The organism is Thermostichus sp. MS-CIW-34 (assembly GCF_054060435.1).
In genome coordinates this window covers 1-16,421 of sequence record NZ_JBSSDE010000005.1, presented here as the reverse complement: position 1 = coordinate 16,421, position 16,421 = coordinate 1, and the positions used below count along the sequence as shown (strand labels likewise).

General features: G+C 58.4%; 13 protein-coding genes. 9 read left to right on the top strand and 4 right to left on the bottom strand.

From position 1 onward, the window contains the following. Nucleotides 1-62: 62 nt before the first annotated feature. The 3 genes from ACVWYY_RS02695 to ACVWYY_RS02685 all read left to right on the top strand — a co-directional run bounded on the left by ACVWYY_RS02695 (nt 63) and on the right by ACVWYY_RS02685 (nt 3,284). Nucleotides 63-1,214, top strand: a complete 1,152-nt coding sequence (locus tag ACVWYY_RS02695) for an anhydro-N-acetylmuramic acid kinase (protein ID WP_457439518.1) — start codon at nt 63-65, stop codon at nt 1,212-1,214. Nucleotides 1,215-1,395: 181 nt separating this feature from the next. Next, on the top strand, nt 1,396-2,844 hold the full coding sequence (locus tag ACVWYY_RS02690; protein WP_457439516.1) for a DUF2079 domain-containing protein: 1,449 nt from the start codon (nt 1,396-1,398) through the stop codon (nt 2,842-2,844). Nucleotides 2,845-3,113: 269 nt separating this feature from the next. Beyond that, a complete protein-coding gene (locus ACVWYY_RS02685) occupies nt 3,114-3,284 on the top strand; it encodes a hypothetical protein (protein ID WP_414343072.1) in 171 nt (56 codons plus the stop codon). On the opposite strand, the gene ACVWYY_RS02680 is transcribed toward ACVWYY_RS02685, so the two are convergent. Beyond that, nucleotides 3,256-4,449 (bottom strand): RNA-guided endonuclease InsQ/TnpB family protein, encoded by a 1,194-nt coding sequence (locus ACVWYY_RS02680; protein WP_457439514.1) that lies wholly within the window; start codon nt 4,447-4,449, stop codon nt 3,256-3,258. The two genes, ACVWYY_RS02685 and ACVWYY_RS02680, sit on opposite strands and share 29 nt — an antisense overlap. A gap of 80 nt (nt 4,450-4,529) precedes the next feature. Between ACVWYY_RS02680 and ACVWYY_RS02675 the strand changes: the two genes are divergently transcribed. Further along, nucleotides 4,530-6,410, top strand: a complete 1,881-nt coding sequence (locus ACVWYY_RS02675; RefSeq protein ID WP_457439581.1) for a PhoX family protein — start codon at nt 4,530-4,532, stop codon at nt 6,408-6,410. A gap of 114 nt (nt 6,411-6,524) precedes the next feature. Here ACVWYY_RS02675 and ilvD read toward each other — a convergent pair whose 3' ends face one another. Further along, nucleotides 6,525-8,189 (bottom strand): dihydroxy-acid dehydratase, encoded by a 1,665-nt coding sequence (gene ilvD / locus ACVWYY_RS02670; protein ID WP_457439579.1) that lies wholly within the window; start codon nt 8,187-8,189, stop codon nt 6,525-6,527. Here ilvD and ACVWYY_RS02665 point away from each other — a divergent pair. From ACVWYY_RS02665 to ACVWYY_RS02650, 4 genes are all read left to right on the top strand, one after another. Beyond that, complete coding sequence (locus ACVWYY_RS02665) at nt 8,149-8,271, top strand: hypothetical protein (protein WP_457439588.1); 123 nt, start codon at nt 8,149-8,151, stop codon at nt 8,269-8,271. The genes ilvD and ACVWYY_RS02665 overlap by 41 nt on opposite strands. Nucleotides 8,272-8,595: 324 nt before the next feature. Continuing rightward, on the top strand, nt 8,596-9,594 hold the full coding sequence (gene fbp, locus ACVWYY_RS02660; protein WP_457403956.1) for a class 1 fructose-bisphosphatase: 999 nt from the start codon (nt 8,596-8,598) through the stop codon (nt 9,592-9,594). A 37-nt stretch (nt 9,595-9,631) separates the two neighbouring features. Continuing rightward, nucleotides 9,632-11,185, top strand: a complete 1,554-nt coding sequence (gene zwf, locus ACVWYY_RS02655; protein WP_457403951.1) for a glucose-6-phosphate dehydrogenase — start codon at nt 9,632-9,634, stop codon at nt 11,183-11,185. A 485-nt stretch (nt 11,186-11,670) separates the two neighbouring features. Next, nucleotides 11,671-12,582, top strand: coding sequence for a tetratricopeptide repeat protein (locus ACVWYY_RS02650; RefSeq protein ID WP_457403952.1), 912 nt, complete (start codon nt 11,671-11,673; stop codon nt 12,580-12,582). 13 nt (nt 12,583-12,595) lie between these two features. Here ACVWYY_RS02650 and dxs read toward each other — a convergent pair whose 3' ends face one another. Next, entirely contained in the window at nt 12,596-14,542 is a 1,947-nt protein-coding gene (gene dxs / locus ACVWYY_RS02645) for a 1-deoxy-D-xylulose-5-phosphate synthase (protein WP_011433570.1), read from the bottom strand. 243 nt (nt 14,543-14,785) lie between these two features. Here dxs and cysK point away from each other — a divergent pair, with 243 nt between their 5' ends. Further along, entirely contained in the window at nt 14,786-15,742 is a 957-nt protein-coding gene (cysK, locus tag ACVWYY_RS02640) for a cysteine synthase A (RefSeq protein ID WP_011433569.1), read from the top strand. A 379-nt stretch (nt 15,743-16,121) separates the two neighbouring features. Here cysK and ACVWYY_RS02635 read toward each other — a convergent pair. Next, nucleotides 16,122-16,421, bottom strand: a 300-nt coding sequence (locus ACVWYY_RS02635) for a glycosyltransferase family 9 protein (protein ID WP_457439513.1), incomplete at its 5' end; no start/stop codon positions are given.

Sequence of the window (16,421 nt, the reverse complement as noted above, 5' to 3'; positions counted from 1 at the left end):
CCTGTATCTTAAAAAGGGGAGGGGAGAAAGAGGGCAAAACTTTAGACCTTCTCAAGCCTCTGGTGCGAGCCCCCAGCAAGATGATCGTCGTCGGCCTAATGTCGGGCACTTCGGTAGACGGGATCGATGTAGCCATCGTCCACCTGGAGGGTGACGATCCCCTACAGTGGGAGTTAATGCATTTCCAGACGATCCCCTATTCCCCAACGCTGCGGGCAGAGATTTTGCGGGCTGCGGATCCCAAAACCGGCACGGTAGATCACATCTGCACCTTGAACTTTCGCTTGGGTCGAGCTTTTGCGGCAGCGGCCTTGCAAGGGATCCAGGCGGCCCATCTTACCCCCCAACAGATCGATCTCATCGGCAGCCATGGCCAAACCCTTTGGCATAACCCCAGTGGGCCAGAAGCTTCGACTTTGCAAATCGGTGAAGCTGCGGTGATTGCCGAGCTGACCGGGATCCCGGTGGTGAGCAATTTTCGGGCGCGGGACATGGCGGCAGGAGGTCAAGGCGCACCTTTGGTAGCTTTTGTGGATTGGCTGCTGTTGAGGCATCCCCACCTTCATCGTGTGGCCCAGAACATCGGCGGTATTGCCAACCTTACCTATCTCCCCAGCCTCTACAGTGGGGGATCCCCCTTGGCTTTCGACACCGGCCCCGGCAATGTTTTGATTGATTTGGCGGTGATGCGGGCCAGTCAGGGACATCAAGCCTTTGATCGCGACGGAAAATGGGCTGCCCAAGGCCAAGTCCACTGGGAAAAAGTTGCAGAATGGATGCGGGATCCCTATTTTCAAAAGGCACCGCCCAAAACCACTGGTCGGGAGTATTTTGGATCCCTTTATTTGGAGCAAATTTGGACCCAATTTATATCTGCTCACGACTGTATTGCCACCCTCACAGGATTTACGGCCTGCTCCATTGCCCAAGCCTATAGGGACTTTTTGCCCGCGACCCCAGATCAAGTTATTCTCAGCGGTGGCGGCACCCAAAACCCTGTTCTCATGCAACTGCTGCAGGAGCAACTGCCGACCACAACCCTGTTGACTTCCGACCAAGTGGGGATCCCTTCTAAGGCCAAAGAGGCCCTTGCCTTCGCGGTATTGGCCTATAAAACCTGGCAAGGTAAGACCAACAATTTACCGGAAGCAACTGGGGCAAGACATGCTGCCATCTTGGGCCAAATCACACCCTCTTGTCGTAACCAGTCCTAACTCATCTGTATCGTTATCTCCAACAAGCTTGAGCCATTCCTCATACTCCCGAGGAAAGAGAAATGTCCAGAATTGCGGCGGAGCCTCTGCCGAATCCAGATCTCGCTAGGATGTCACGCAAGGCTGAGAAAAGCGATAAAGTTACCTTGCCAAGATCTATAAATCAAAAGCCCTAGTTCTTATGAAGGATCGTCCTCTGCCTCCACTTCTGCTGGCAATCATGATTTTTAATTTCTTCATTCTCTTTGGCTGTAGTGTTGTCCGGCATCACCTGTTTCAGTCTGGAGGATATGATCTTGGCATCTTCGACCAATCCATCTATCTAATCAGTCGGGGAGAGGTTCCGTTTTCGACCATTCGAGGGATCCACATCTTGGGAGACCACGCAGCCTTTATTCTCTATCCCATCAGCTTTTTGTACCGCATTGTCCCCTCGGTCTATTGGCTGTTTGGGCTCCAATCCCTGGCGTTAACCTTGGGAGCATTGGCTATTTATCACCTTGCACTTCAGGCCAAGGTCGATCCCGGCCAAGCAATGGTGATTGCCACAGCCTATCTTCTCTATCCGGCCATTTTTAACGCCAACCTTTTTGATTTTCATCCAGAGGTTTTGGCCGTTCCCCTTTTCTTGGCGGCTGTGCTCTGCATTCGCTCTGGAAAATTGTGGGGGTTCCTTCTCTGTTTGAGCGGCATCCTCGGCTGTAAAGCAGTGTTGTCTCTCAATGTTGTCGCCCTGGGAGCCTGGCTGTTGCTTTGGGAAAGAGGACGAATTCAAGAACGCTGGCAATGGCGCTGCCAAGTGGGCGGCTGGACGGCAATTGCGGCAGGATCGGCTTGGTTTGGGATAGCCACTTTTGGGATCATCCCTTACTTCAGCGGCAGCGAGCCGGCAGCCGTTTCTCATTACGACTATCTAGGGAATTCTGTTGCGGAAATTGTTCAAGGTTTAATCTTGAGACCGATGCTGGTTTTGAGCAAAGTCTTCTCTCTGGACACCCTGTTTTATGGATTTTTACTGGTTGCGCCTTTGGCTTGGGGCCTCTCTTGGCGACACTGGGATCCTTGGATCCCTGCCCTGCCTACCCTGGGTTTGAATATACTCTCCAGCAACCCCGCCTATCGAGATCTGGTGCATCAGTACGCTTTGCCTATCGTTCCTTTCTTGTTCTTAGCTGTCATCGAGAATGTGAAAAATCACCTCTTCCAGAGCCATTTTATAAAAGATGGAAAACTGCCCCTGATCTGGTCTTCGCTGGCCTTTTTGGCCTTGGGGAAATACACCTTTTTCGGCTCGATTTATCTCAGCTCCCTAGACACTTGGCAGGCAACCCGACAGGCTCTTGCCCAGATCACCACCCAAGGGGGCGTCCTCACCACCCACGAGATCAGCCCTCACCTCACCCAGCGACCTGTAATCTACTTTACAGACGAGGGCCGCTTCAATGGATCCCCGCCCTCTCAGTGGGATCCCTTTGATTATGTGTTGCTCAACACCCGTCATCCGGGGTGGCGCAGCAGTCCAGAGTTCTCCCGTGTCCTGATTGAAGCTTTACAGAAGGAAACTCAATTCCAGCTTCTGTACCACCAAGATGGGGTGTATTTGTTCTCTAGGTTACGAAAAGACCTCTAAGAATCGCATAAGAATCGCAATTCTAAGGACTGCAGACTACTTTATTGGCACTTGATCTAATTGACTTAAACCAAGTCTTCTTCTCGTTGCAACAAATGATTAAGAAACTTTTGTAGTGCCTATCCTCATGCGCGAATAGAGTAGCGCAGGGGTTAGGTGCTGTTTTATAAGACTCGCCAAGTTTCTAAACAAAACTTGTCAAGACAAGAGGAGAAGTCAACATGAGTATCCATTCGCATGGCCCTAAGCTTCGTCCTGGAGACGAGCCTATGTGTAACCACTCTCCCAACCCCACTTTCAGCAGCATCCTGGAGAGCCGTTTGCAGCGGCGTCAAGTGTTGCAGGGGGGAATTGCTGCAGCGGTGGCCACCTTTTTTGGCTTGCCTGCGGTAAACTACCCGGCTCCGACCGCTAAGCGGTACGGAGCGGGCTTTCAGTAGCCCTGAGCCTGTTCTGCTCTACCAGAGAACAAAACAAGCCCGGACCTCTAGGCTGGTTTACGACAGCCCCCAAGAGCGCAATCACATTCGCACCATTCAAATCCGCATCCCCTTCCCATCCACAGTGCCCACACTTGAACGACTTACCACTGCGATAGGATTGCGCAGGGTCGGGATGGATGTGCAAACACCGGTGGCAGGTCTGCGACGTGTAGGCAGGCGGCACAAGAATCAGAGAAACCCCTGCAGCCCTCGCCTTGTATTCCAGAAACTGACGTAGTTGGTAGAACGCCCAACTGTTGGTCCTACGCCGCTCGGCTTTGCTGCGTGGCTGTTGATTGACCCTTTCCCGGATCCCTGTCAGGTCTTCCAGAGCAATAGCGCTGTTGGTAGCTTTTGCCCTGGAGACAATAGCTTTGGAGATGCGATGATTGACCCACGTTTGGAAGCGTCTCTCCTTGCCAGACAGCCGTTGCAACAGTTCTCTGCATCTGCGCCGCGAACTGCGTGTGCCCTTACTGGCTTTGCGTTGGAGTACCGCCCTCAACCGGGAGTAGTGGTCTCGGACTCTGTTCAACTGCTGTCCATTCCAGTTGTCCCCCTCTGACGTATGGGCAATATCTGTCCTGCCCAAGTCCACCCCGATCACCTTGTCGGTATCTTGTTGCTTGGGTGGCTTTTTCTCTACGCAAATCTGGATGTAGTAGGAGCCATCTTTGCGCTTGATCAGCGTGGCAGCTTTTGGGTTGGAACCAGCCAGCATCCCACGCTGGTAGTTGCCAATGGCCAGTTCAAAGCGTTCTCTCCCTTCAACCGTGGTCAGCGACACCGTCCAGTCTTTCTCGCGGAATGAAAAGATACGTGCGTCGTAGGTAACGAACCTACGCTTGAACTCTTTAACCGGACGGTTGCGCTGTCTCGCCACTTTGCGAGCGCCTGCCACCCGTCTGCACACCTGCTGGGCCAAGTTACTGGACAAGCCGAATCGGGCGCGAATCTCGTAGTAGCAAAGGGATTGCAGTTTGACCGCATTGACGATCTTCTCCGGCGTGTTCTGGTTGACCCAGTTCAGTGCCTGCACAAAGGCATCCATCGTCGCGTCCAATTTGGCGGCTTGTGACGGGAACGCCTTGAGCTTACAGGATATGGTCAGGACTTGGCTCATAAGTTCATTGTACTTCATCAAAGCGCATTCCTCCCGGCACTGACCCTACGGGTACAGTGCGGGGCTCCTGCGATTTCTAGCTGAACAGTGCTTCCAAATCGGCAAAAGCCGCCAGTGGCAGTGCTTTGCTGGGCTTCAAGGCAATTCCTGTGAGCGCGGAAGACAAACTGGTGGTGCCCGAAGGCTACACTGCCCGACCGCTGCTGGCTTGGGGTACTCCCATCACCGGCACCTATCCACAGTTCAAGCTGGAAAACACCGGTGCCGAGCAGGGAATGCAGGTGGGTACCCACCACGATGGCATGCACCTCTTCCCCATCGAAGGGAAGGATCCCTGGCAGGGCAGCTCCACCGAGGGTTTGCTGGTGTTTAACCACGAGTACGTTGAGCCTCGGTTTATGCATGCTGCGGCTGTGGGCCAGAAGCTGGATTCCGACCTGTATCCCACCAATCCTGACGGCACCCGCGATCCCGATCAGGTGCTGAAAGAGCTGAATGGCCACGGGGTGAGCATTGTCCACATCAAGCAGCAGGGAGACGGCAGTTGGGAAGTGGTGCGGGATCGCCTCAACCGCCGCATCACCGGTCTTACCCTCATGGAGATCCACGGCCCGGTGCGGGGATCCGACTTTGTGAAAACCAAGTTCAGCCCCGAAGGCACGATGACCCGTGGCACCCTGAACAACTGCGCCCACGGCGTCACTCCCTGGAATACCTACCTTACTTGTGAGGAGAACTGGGCGGGCTACTTCAGCAACACCAGCAAAGGCCCCGACCAAAAGCCCAACCTGCCCCGGGAGCACAAGCGCTACGGCGTAAGCACCGAGACTTCCCGCTACGGCTGGGAGCTGGCCAGCAACAAGGCAGACGAGTTCATCCGCTTCAATGCCACCCCCACCGCTGCGGATGCCACTCAAGACTACCGCAATGAGCCCAACACTTTTGGCTGGGTGGTGGAGATCGATCCCTTTGATCCCAGCAGCACTCCCAAGAAGCGCACCGCTCTGGGCCGCTTCGCCCACGAAGGCGTGGTGTTTCAGCCGCCGGTGGAAGGCCAGCCGATTGTGGCCTACATGGGGGATGATGCCCGCTTTGAGTACATCTACAAGTACGTCTCTGCCGAGCCCTACCGCAAGGAAACGGCGGGTGGACATCTGTTGGACAATGGCACCTTGTATGTGGCCAAGTTCAACGAAGATGGCACAGGGGAGTGGCTGCCGCTGGTGTTTGGGAAAAACGGTCTAACCCCGGAAAACGGCTTCACCAGCCAAGCAGATGTGTTGGTGAACACCCGCACGGCGGCAGATTTTGTCGGTGCTACTAAAATGGACCGGCCTGAGTGGGGAGCGGTGGATCCGCAAACCCGCATGGTCTACTTCACCCTGACCAACAACAGCCGTCGGGAACAAGACCAGGTGAACGCTGCCAACCCCCGTCCCAAAAACAAGTGGGGTCACATCATCCGTTGGAAGGAAGCCAACGACCGGCCTCAAGCCACCCGTTTCGAGTGGGATCTCTTTGTCTTGGCCGGGCCGCCGGAAGATAGCCGCAAGCTATCGGGCCAGCCCCTCAATGAAGACAACATCTTCAACTCTCCCGATGGTCTGTGGTTCGATGCCAGCCGTCGCCTCTGGATCCAGACCGACACCAGCGAAAGCAATCTCAACAAAGAGGAGTTTGCGCCTTTTGGCAACAACCAAATGTTGGCTGCCGATCCGGATACAGGGGAAATTCGCCGCTTTTTAACCGGGCCGATTGGGCAGGAGATCACCGGTGTGGTCACCACTCCCGATCAGCGCACCATGTTCATCAACGTGCAGCACCCAGGCGCCAGCACCAGCGAGGACGACTTTGCTGCCGGCAAGGTCGATTCCCGCTGGCCAGACTACGACCCCAATCTCTACCCCCGCTCGGCGGTGGTGGTGATCACCAAAAATGACGGCGGGATCATCGGTACCTAGTTGTCTCTGAGGCCGTCAGCCCATAAAACCCAGCGGCAGGGATCCCTTCTCTCTGCCGCTTTCTCGCACTCATAGTCGCTTCAGGTTAGGTTGAGACGCCAGGGCTACGAGGAATTAATCCCACAGGTTTAAATCCGTCACTGCCCCCAGGCTGCTGCTGGAGACCAGCTTGGCGTACTTGGCTAGGGTGCCCCGTTTGTAGCGAGGCTCAGGAGGAGACCAGCGGGCGCGGCGGCGGGCCAGCTCTTCTTCGCTCACATGCAAGTGCAACTGGCGAGCCGGGGCATCAATGGTGATGAGATCCCCTTCCTCCACCAGGGCAATCGTGCCCCCCACATAGGCTTCGGGAGCCACATGGCCCACTACCATGCCGTAGGTGCCGCCGGAGAAGCGGCCATCGGTGATCAGGCCAACGCTATCCCCCAAGCCGGCGCCGATGATGGCCGAAGTGGGCGAGAGCATCTCCCGCATGCCGGGGCCACCTTTGGGGCCTTCGTAGCGGATCACCACCACATCCCCTGCTCGGATCTGGCCGGAGAGGATGGCCTGCAGGCAGGACTCCTCTGAATCGAAGACCCGCGCCGGCCCGGTAATTTTCGGGTTCTTGACGCCGGTAATCTTGGCTACTGCTCCTTCGGGAGCCAGATTCCCCTTGAGGATGGCCAGATGCCCTTGGGGATACAGGGGGCTGTGCCAAGGGCGGATCACCTCCTGATCCGGGCTAGGCTCGTCCGGCACATCCCGCAGGACTTCGACGATGGTCTGGCCGGAGATGGTGAGGCAGTCCCCGTGCAGCAGGCCGTGGTTGAGCAGCATTTTCATCACCTGGGGGATCCCGCCGGCCCGGTGCAGGTCGGTGGCCACAAACCGCCCTGAAGGCTTGAGATCGCAGAGGACAGGCACGCGAGCACGAATGGTCTCGAAATCATCTAGCGTCAGGGGCACTTCTGCCGCATGGGCAATGGCCAGAAAGTGGAGCACGGCGTTGGTGGATCCCCCTACGGCCATGATCACCGAGATGGCATTTTCAATGCTTTTACGGGTGATGATGTCGCGGGGGCGGAGGTTGGCTTTGATGGCCTCTGCCAAGACCTTGGCCGATTGGGCGGCACTTTCGGCTTTCTCTTCGTCTTCTGCAGCCATGGTGGAGGAGTAGGGCAGACTCATCCCCATAGCCTCAAACGCGCTGGACATGGTGTTGGCCGTGTACATGCCGCCGCAGGATCCGGCACCGGGACAGGCATGGCGCTCCACCGCCAGCAGCTCTTCCTCGGAGATGCGCCCGGCGCTGAACTCCCCTACGGCTTCAAAGGCGCTGACGATGGTGAGGTCGCGGCCATTGTAGTGACCCGGCTTGATGGTGCCGCCGTAGACGAAGATGGAGGGCACATTGAGGCGGGCCATGGCGATCATCGCCCCCGGCATGTTCTTGTCGCAGCCGCCGATGGCCAAGAGGCCATCCATGCTCTGGCCGTTGACCACCGTCTCGATGGAATCGGCAATCACTTCCCGCGACACCAGCGAGTATTTCATCCCCTCCGTGCCCATGGAAATGCCATCGCTGATGGTGATGGTGCCGAACACCTGGGGCATACAGCCCGCCGTTCTCAAAGCCGCCTCCGCCCGCTCCGCCAGAGTTTGGATCCCCATGTTGCAGGGGGTGAGGGTGCTGTGGGCGTTGGCAATGCCGACGATGGGCTTGCCGAAATCTTCGTCGCGAAAGCCCACGGCTCTGAGCATGGCGCGGTTGGGGGAGCGCTGTACCCCTTGGGTGACCACTTGGCTGCGCAGTGGGAGCGGAGAATTGGCCATCATTGCCAGAGGGAATCGAGAGGAAGTGGGCAAGGAAGAAAACGGCTAGAACTCATCCTACCGCCTCTCTTCGGGGGAACACTAGCTCTGCCGGCAAGAGGGATCCAAACCAAATCTGAAGCAACTCTGTAAGTTGTCTGCACCTGCGCCAGGAATCGGCCAGCCTACCTAGTAGAAGGGATCCCAGGTTCCAATCGCCCTGGCAAGACCGAGTCCTTGCACTCCGGGTCAAGACGCAGGGGTCGGGGATCCCTTGTATGGGTGTTTTTCTTTCGTGTTGGCGAAGCCTCGTATGGTTCTCAGCTCTCCTCTCCCCTCGCCTGCAGTGCCCAGCAGTGCCGACCGCGTTAGCGGGACGGAGTCCTCACGGGAGATGTTGCGGGATGTGCTCACCCTCTCCCGTCATGTTTTACAGCAGTTTGGCAGTTTTACGGCAGAGGCCCAAGACTTCAGCGCCCTGATGAACCGCATTGCCCTGGCCGGCAAGATGATCGCCCGGCGGCTGAGTCAGGCAGGACTGATCGAAGGGGCGCTGGGGGTTACCGGCAGCCTCAATGTCCAAGGGGAAGAACAGCAACAGATGGATGACTATGCCAACCGGGCCTTCATTCGCGCTTTGGAGCAAACGGGCCTGGTGTGTCGGCTGGTCTCGGAAGAGATGAAAACCCCGGCTCGCCTGCCGGAAAACTGCTCCCTCAGCCGCTTGGCCCTGATGATCGATCCCCTGGATGGATCCTCCAACATTGACGCCAACCTCAGCGTCGGCTCTATCTTCTCCGTCCTTCACCCTCTTGAGGATCGCCCGGAAGCGGACAACCAAGACCTGCTGCAACCGGGCCGTCGCCAACTGGCTGCAGGATATATTCTCTACGGCCCCAGCACCCAACTGGTCTACTCCGTTGGCAAGGGGGTACACGGTTTCACGTTGGATCCCAGCTTGGGGGAATTTATCCTCTCCCGCAGCGACATCCGCATTCCTGAACGCGGCTCCGTCTACAGCCTCAACGAGGGCTATTTCTGCCACTGGAGCGAAGGGATCCAAAACTTCGTTCGCTATGTTCACCGCCGCGATGGCTACATCTCCCGTTACAGCGGCGCTCTGGTGGCGGATTTTCACCGCATTCTCCTGCAGGGCGGAGTTTACCTCTATCCCGGCACCCAGAAAAAACCGGAGGGCAAGCTGCGCCTGATGTACGAGGCCAACCCCCTGGCTTTTCTGGCCGAGCAGGCGGGCGGGGCGGCCACCACTGGCACCGAGGCCATCCTGGATATCGTTCCCCAATCTCTCCACCAACGGGTGCCCCTTATCATCGGCAGCCGCGAGAACGTGGAAGAAGTGCTGCGCTGCCTGGAGGGTTCTCTGGTGCCCTAGGTTCTTCCCAATCCTTCTCTTTGAGCCAAGCTGGCCTATGGTAACCCTGGCAGAAAACCCCCTTCGCGTTGGTCTCAACCAAGAACGCACCCCGGATCCCTGTATTGTGGTGCAGTTTGGCGCTTCTGGGGATCTGGCGGCCCGCAAGCTGATCCCGGCCTACTATCGGCTGTTTGTGCAGCGACGGCTGCCGCCGGAGTTTACCTTGGTGGGGGTGGCCCGCCGCGATTGGACTCACGAGGTTTATCGGGAAAAAATGCGGGCTGCCGTGCAGGAGTTTGCCCCCCAGGACTTGGGGCCGGAGGCCCTATGGCAGGACTTCGCCAGCCGCCTGTTCTATTGCCGCCTGGATATCGGGGATCCAGAAGGCTATCTTCGCCTGAAGCAACTGCTCAGCCAGCTGGACGAAGAGCGGGGCACCCGCGGCCACCGGGTGTTCTATCTGGCGGTGGCGCCGGACTTCTATGCCCAGGCCATCCAACAGCTGGGGGCAGCTGGCATGGTGGCCGATCCGACCAAAACGCGGGTGGTGATCGAAAAGCCCTTCGGCCACGATCTCACCTCGGCCCAGGAGCTCAACCGCATCCTGCAGCGGATTTGCCAGGAAGAGCAGATCTACCGCATTGATCACTACTTGGGCAAAGAGACGGTGCAGAATTTGCTGGTCTTCCGCTTTGCCAACGCCATTTTCGAGCCTCTCTGGAACCGCAACTACATCGACCATGTGCAGATCACCGTGGCGGAGACGGTGGGGGTGGAGGATCGGGCCGGCTACTACGACACTGCCGGCGCCCTGCGAGACATGGTGCAAAACCACCTAATGCAGATCTATTGCCTGACGGCCATGGAGCCACCTGTCTCACTGCGCAGCGATGGGGTGCGCAACGAAAAGACCAAGGTGCTGCAGGCCACCCGCCTAGCGGATCCCCGCAATGTGGCAGCCGCAGCGGTGCGGGCGCAGTACGGCCCTGGCTGGATTGCCGGCAAGCCGGTGCTGGGCTATCGGCAGGAGCCCAATGTCAATCCCCAGTCCAAAACCCCCACCTACGTCGCTCTGAAACTGGAGTGTGACACCTGGCGGTGGAAGGGGGTGCCCTTCTACTTGCGCACTGGGAAACGCCTGCCCAAGAAGGTTTCGGAGGTGGCCATTCACTTTAAGCAGGTGCCCCTTTCCCTGTTCCAATCGGCAGCTCGGGAGGTGAGCCCCAATATCCTGGTGCTGCGTATCCAACCCAATGAGGGCATCTCGTTGCGCTTTGAGGCCAAGATGCCGGGGCCAGAGATCCGCACTCGCTCGGTGGATATGGATTTCCGCTATGGGACGGCTTTTGGAGCGAGTACACCGGATGCTTACGATCGCCTGCTCCTGGATTGTCTGCTGGGGGATCCAACGCTGTTCACCCGTGCCGATGAGGTTGAAGCGGCCTGGCGGGTGGTGACGCCGGTGTTATCGGCCTGGGAGTCTGAGCCCGGCAGCGGCAATGGCGGCGGTGCTGCACCGCCTCTGTTCACCTATGAGGCCGGCACTTGGGGGCCAAAGGCTGCCGAAGATCTGCTCACCCAATCGGGGCGGCGGTGGCGGCGCCTCTGATTTGGCTGCTCTCGGCTGGTAAACCATGGCCTATCCACCTCTGTGTAAGCCGGGGCACCCTCAGCAACAGGCAGAAGAGCATGCCTCTAACCCCCAAAACCCTGAACTTTGCTGAATTTACTGAGCTTTAGGCGGTTTGGCAAAAGTCATTGAGAGGGATATAGTAGACCAAGTTTCCCCCTGATCCTTGAGTCCACCGCAACGGTTGCCGGGAAGTGAAGGGGGAAAGCGCTCGGGGGGTATTCCTCAGGGCTTTGCGGGATACCGCCTTCCTGTTTGGACTCCGTCCCGCTGACGCGAACAGAGATAGGCAGGATGCGATCGCTTCTTTCCTGAACCATGTTCAGGAGAGTTCAGCGTGAATGTATCAGCATGAGCAGCTCAAGAGCCCTTTCAAATGGCCGCTGCAGAAGAGAACACCAAGACGTAGGGATCCCCGGCTGTTGCAGCTAACATGGGCATGGCCTGTTTATTGCGTGGGTATCATGCCGCCACTGTTGTTCCGGTTATCCGTCCGGCCCTGGCGAGCCTTGTCGGTGGGCCTGGCAGTTGTGTTGGGGATGGGAGGGTGGAGCTCTGCCCAGGCCCAGGTGTTGCTGCACGTCCCTCTGCCCAATGGGGGCTTGATGCAGGCCCAAGCGCTACAACTGGCCACCGACTCGCTGCGGTTAGCCCAGTTTGGCCAGACGGAAGAAGCGCTGCGCCGCCTGCAACTGGCCGTGTCCATGGTGCCCAACTCCTCAGAGCTACTCTACGTTTTGGGCAACGTCCACCTAGAACTGGGGGACTTGGAGCAGGCGATTGCCTCGTTGCAGAAGGCCCGCGCCCTGTCTCCTCAAGATGGGGCTGTTCTCTACTCGCTGGGATCGGCTTATTTGCGGCAGGGCAGCTACTTTGCCGCTGCTGAAACCCTGGAACGAGCGGTTGCCCTCCAACCGGATAACCCCAATGCCCGCTTCCAACTGGGCAATGCCTACCTCATGCTGGATCGGTGGGATGCGGCCCGGCAGGAATATGAGAAGACCTTGGAGTTGGATTCCGCCTATTGGCCGGCCATGAACAACATGGGCTTGGTGGACTATGAGCAGGGGGATCTCGACGCCGCCATCGATCGCTGGGAACGCACGATAGAGATGAACAATGCCGTAGCAGAGCCCTATTTGGCCCTGGCGACTGCCCTCTACATTCGGGGAGAAACCGAACGGGCTGAGGAACTGGGGGCAAAGGCCATGCGCTTGGATCCCAACTATGCCCGCCTGCAGGTGTTGCGGGAGAACCTGTGGCGAGAAAACCTGCTGCGAGATGTGCAGATCCTCCTGCGCACCCGCCCTGTTGCAGAAGCTCTGCAGCAAGCCGCTATCGAGCAGTTCAACCGGCGGATGGGCCTCTCAGAATAGATTCAGGATAGATTTAGGAATTGACAGTGGGAAGTTCTGCAGGGGATCCCTTGAGAACTCGTGCCTGAAACTTGGCCCGAATCCGCTCGGCAATCCCGGCACTGTTCAAGCCTAGTTCTGCCAAGGATTCCTCAGGGGTGGCGTGCTCCACCCAAACATCCGGCACCCCCAAGCGCAACAAGGGCACTGCCAGGTCGGCGTCGAGCAGGGCTTCGGCCACTGCCGAGCCAAACCCACCCATGAGGCAACCTTCTTCCACCGTCACCACCAAGCGGCTCTGTTCGGCCAAAGGCAGGATCAGCTCAGTATCCAGAGGCTTGGCGAAGCGGGCATTGACCACCGTGGCTGAGATGCCGTGTTCTTTCAAGATCTCCGCCGCCTGCAGGCTGGGATGCACCATCGACCCATAGGCCAGGATCAGCACCTCGCCGCCGCTGCGCAACACCTCGGCTTTGCCGATGGGCAGGGGTTCCCATCCCTCTTCTGCCAGAGGCACCCCCACGCCAGATCCGCGCGGGTAACGCATGGCGATGGGGCCCTGGGTGTACTGGATCCCGGTCACCACCATGCGCTGTAGCTCCGCTTCATCTTTGGGAGCCATTAGCACCATTTCCGGAATGCAGCGCAGATAGGCGATGTCGTACATGCCTTGGTGGGTGGGGCCATCGGCTCCCACAACTCCCGCCCGATCCAAGCAAAAGAAGACCGGCAACTTTTGGATACAGACATCGTGGATGATCTGGTCGTAGGCCCGCTGCAAGAAGGTGGAATAAATGGCCACCACTGGCCGCATTCCCTCACAGGCCATGCCAGCCGCCAACGTTACAGCGTGCTGCTCGGCGATCCCCACATCCACAAACTGATCCGGCAGCTTTTCCTTGAGCTTATCCAGGCCAGTGCCCGTATCCATAGCGGCGGTGATGCCGATGATGCGGGGATCCCGCTCGGCCAGCTTGCAGAGGGCATGGCCAAAGACCTTGCTGTAGCTGGGGGGCTTGGGCTTGGTGGGCGGGTAGGGCTTGCCGGTGGCCAGGTCGAAGCGGGATTGGGCATGATACCCCACCTGTTCCGCTTCGGCAGGCGGGTAGCCCTTGCCTTTGACGGTAGCTACATGCACCAGTACCGGGCCGGAGATGCCGTGGGCCAACTCAAAGGCATCCAACAACTCCGCCAGGTTGTGCCCGTCCACCGGCCCCACGTAGGTAAAGCCCAGCTCCTCAAAGATAATGCCGGCTTTGTTGTTTTGCACAGCGGTAACCAGCTTCACCGTTTCCTTGAGGCGGTCAATTTCTGGGCTGAGGCTGGATCCCAGCAGGGGGAGATTCTTCAGTTGCTCTTCCAGGCTATCGGCCAAAAACTGCACCGGCGGGCTGAGGCGCAGGCGGTTTAAATAGCGAGGGATCGCTCCCACGTTGGGGGAAATGGACATGCCGTTGTCGTTGAGCACCACCATCAGGTTGGTCTTGGGCAGGTGCCCGGCGTGGTTGATGGCTTCGTAGGCCATGCCTCCGGTTAGGGCACCATCCCCAATGATGGCCACCACCTTGAAGTTGTCTCCCCGCCGATCCCGAGCGATGGCCATGCCCAAAGCTGCCGAGATGCTGGTGGAAGCGTGCCCCGCCCCAAAGTGATCGAAGCGGCTCTCGCTGCGCTTCAGGTAGCCGGAAATCCCCCCCTTCTGGCGCAATGTGTGGAAATTGTGGTACCTGCCGGTGAGCATTTTGTGGGCATAAGCCTGGTGCCCCACATCCCAGATCACCTTGTCTCGATCCAGATCGAGGGTCTTGTAGAGGGCCAAGGTCAGCTCCACCACCCCCAGCCCTGGCCCCAGATGACAGCCGACCGGGGAATTGGCAGCCGTCTGCAGATGTTTGTCGCGAATCTGGCGGGCTAGGCTGCGCAACTGGCTCAGGTTCAGGTTTCGGAGCTGGTTGGGATGAGTGATGTCACTCAGGTGCATAATGGACTCGTCCTTCCGGTGTGATCTCACTCTAATTCATTTTCAGGAGGGGTTTTGTAACCCTCCCTCTCAAAACTTCAAGGAATGCAGGGATCCCCTCAATGCTGGGCCAAGGGCAGTGAGATCTTGAAAGGGGCACGCCAAGGAGCTTATTCAAGGGTTAGCCTCGCGTAAGGCCCTCGGTTGCTCCGGAGTTAAGGGCTAGGGCCCACTGCCGCGATGGTTTCTTCCTTTTTGTTAGCCATGAAAATCGCCGCCAACATCACCCAGCTCATCGGTCGCACCCCGCTGGTGCGGTTGAATCGGATCCCGCAATCGGAGGGGTGCCTGGCCGAGATCGTGGTGAAATTGGAGAGCTTTAACCCTGCCGCTTCGGTGAAAGACCGCATTGCCGTCAGCATGATCGAGGCTGCCGAACAGGCCGGTTTGATCACCCCCGGCAAGACCATCTTGGTGGAGCCCACCTCTGGCAATACCGGCATTGGCCTGGCCATGGCCGCTGCTGCCAAGGGTTACCGGCTCATCATCGTCATGCCTGAGAGCATGAGCCTGGAGCGGCGACTGCTGTTGAAAGCCTACGGAGCAGAGGTGCACCTGGCCAGTAGCGCCGGCGGCATGGGGGAAGCCATCTGGAAGGCTGAAGAGATCGTCCGCCGCACTCCCAACGCTTACATGTTGGGCCAGTTCACCAATCCCGCCAACCCCCGGATCCATGCCAGAACCACCGGCCCGGAAATTTGGGAAGATACCGATGGTCAAGTGGATATCCTGGTGGCAGGGGTAGGTACCGGCGGCACCATCACGGGGGCGGGCGAGTTTTTGAAGGGGAAAAACCCAGCCATTCGACTGGTGGCCGTTGAACCCAAGGCCAGTGCCGTCTTGAGTGGTGGACGGCCCGGCTTTCATCGCATTGAAGGGATCGGAGCGGGATTCGTGCCTGATGTGCTGCGGCGCGACCTGCTGGATGAGGTGATCCCAGTGGAAGATGAAGAGAGCATGGTCTACAGCCGGCGCCTGGCCAAAGAAGAAGGGATCCTCTCCGGCATTTCCACTGGGGCTGCCTTGGCGGGAGCCATCCAGGTGGGGCGGCGACCGGAAAACGCTGGCAAGCGGATTGTAATGATCCAGCCTAGTTTTGGGGAACGCTACCTGAGCACACCTCTTTTTCGCGACTTGGAGCGGGATTCCGATTCGAGATGACGATGATGCTGAGACTGCTGCCCTACAGGTCGCCCTGGCCCAGAGGGCGAGCTAGCATGGGTGAGAGTGACGTGGCGGAACGGCAGACGCGCTAGACTTAGGATCTAGTGCCGCAAGGCGTAAGGGTTCAAGTCCCTTCGTCCGCATGAGAATCCCCTACTTCCCCAGCCCTTTTCCCCCAAGAGGGCAGAAGTTCCCCCGGTCAACAGCAATGCTGACTGCCTTACGGTCGCTCGCCAGCAAGCCTAGGAGAGCCAAGGTGACAAAGCAAGCTCTCCCGCCGGCTAAAAGCAGACAGGGACACATCTCCCAGGCTAGAAGGCTTCTCGGTCCGCCTGCAGAGAAACGGGACTGGGTTGCTGCCACGAAAACCTTGGCTCTAGGCCGGAAAGATCACCTGCAGAATTTGCTCGGGGGCAATCGACTCCACCTTCCCATCGGCCCCCTTGACCGCCCGAAACGGCCCCTCTGAAGGCAGCAGCCGCAGCGGGTCGGTGGGCCCAAACAACGCCACCAGCGGCGTCTGCACCGCCACCGCCAAATGCATGGGAGCGCTATCGGCGCACAACAGCAGCGTTGCCCCACCAATCAAGGCCGCCAGCTGCCCCAGCCGGACAGGACGGCTCACCGGCAGCTCCGGCAGTTGCGCCAGAAAGCCCTCCGCCAGCTGCTCATCCTC

Excerpts from the sequence above, each read along its gene's own strand:
- ACVWYY_RS02690 (WP_457439516.1), top strand. The coding sequence starts at position 1,396 with ATGAAGGATCGTCCTCTGCCTCCACTTCTGCTGGCAATCATGATTTTT.
- ACVWYY_RS02685 (WP_414343072.1), top strand. The coding sequence starts at position 3,114 with ATGTGTAACCACTCTCCCAACCCCACTTTCAGCAGCATCCTGGAGAGC.
- ACVWYY_RS02680 (WP_457439514.1), bottom strand. The coding sequence starts at position 4,449 with ATGAGCCAAGTCCTGACCATATCCTGTAAGCTCAAGGCGTTCCCGTCA.
- ACVWYY_RS02665 (WP_457439588.1), top strand. The coding sequence starts at position 8,149 with ATGGCGCGGTTGGGGGAGCGCTGTACCCCTTGGGTGACCACTTGGCTG.
- fbp (WP_457403956.1), top strand. The coding sequence starts at position 8,596 with ATGTTGCGGGATGTGCTCACCCTCTCCCGTCATGTTTTACAGCAGTTT.
- zwf (WP_457403951.1), top strand. The coding sequence starts at position 9,632 with ATGGTAACCCTGGCAGAAAACCCCCTTCGCGTTGGTCTCAACCAAGAA.
- ACVWYY_RS02650 (WP_457403952.1), top strand. The coding sequence starts at position 11,671 with ATGCCGCCACTGTTGTTCCGGTTATCCGTCCGGCCCTGGCGAGCCTTG.
- dxs (WP_011433570.1), bottom strand. The coding sequence starts at position 14,542 with ATGCACCTGAGTGACATCACTCATCCCAACCAGCTCCGAAACCTGAAC.
- cysK (WP_011433569.1), top strand. The coding sequence starts at position 14,786 with ATGAAAATCGCCGCCAACATCACCCAGCTCATCGGTCGCACCCCGCTG.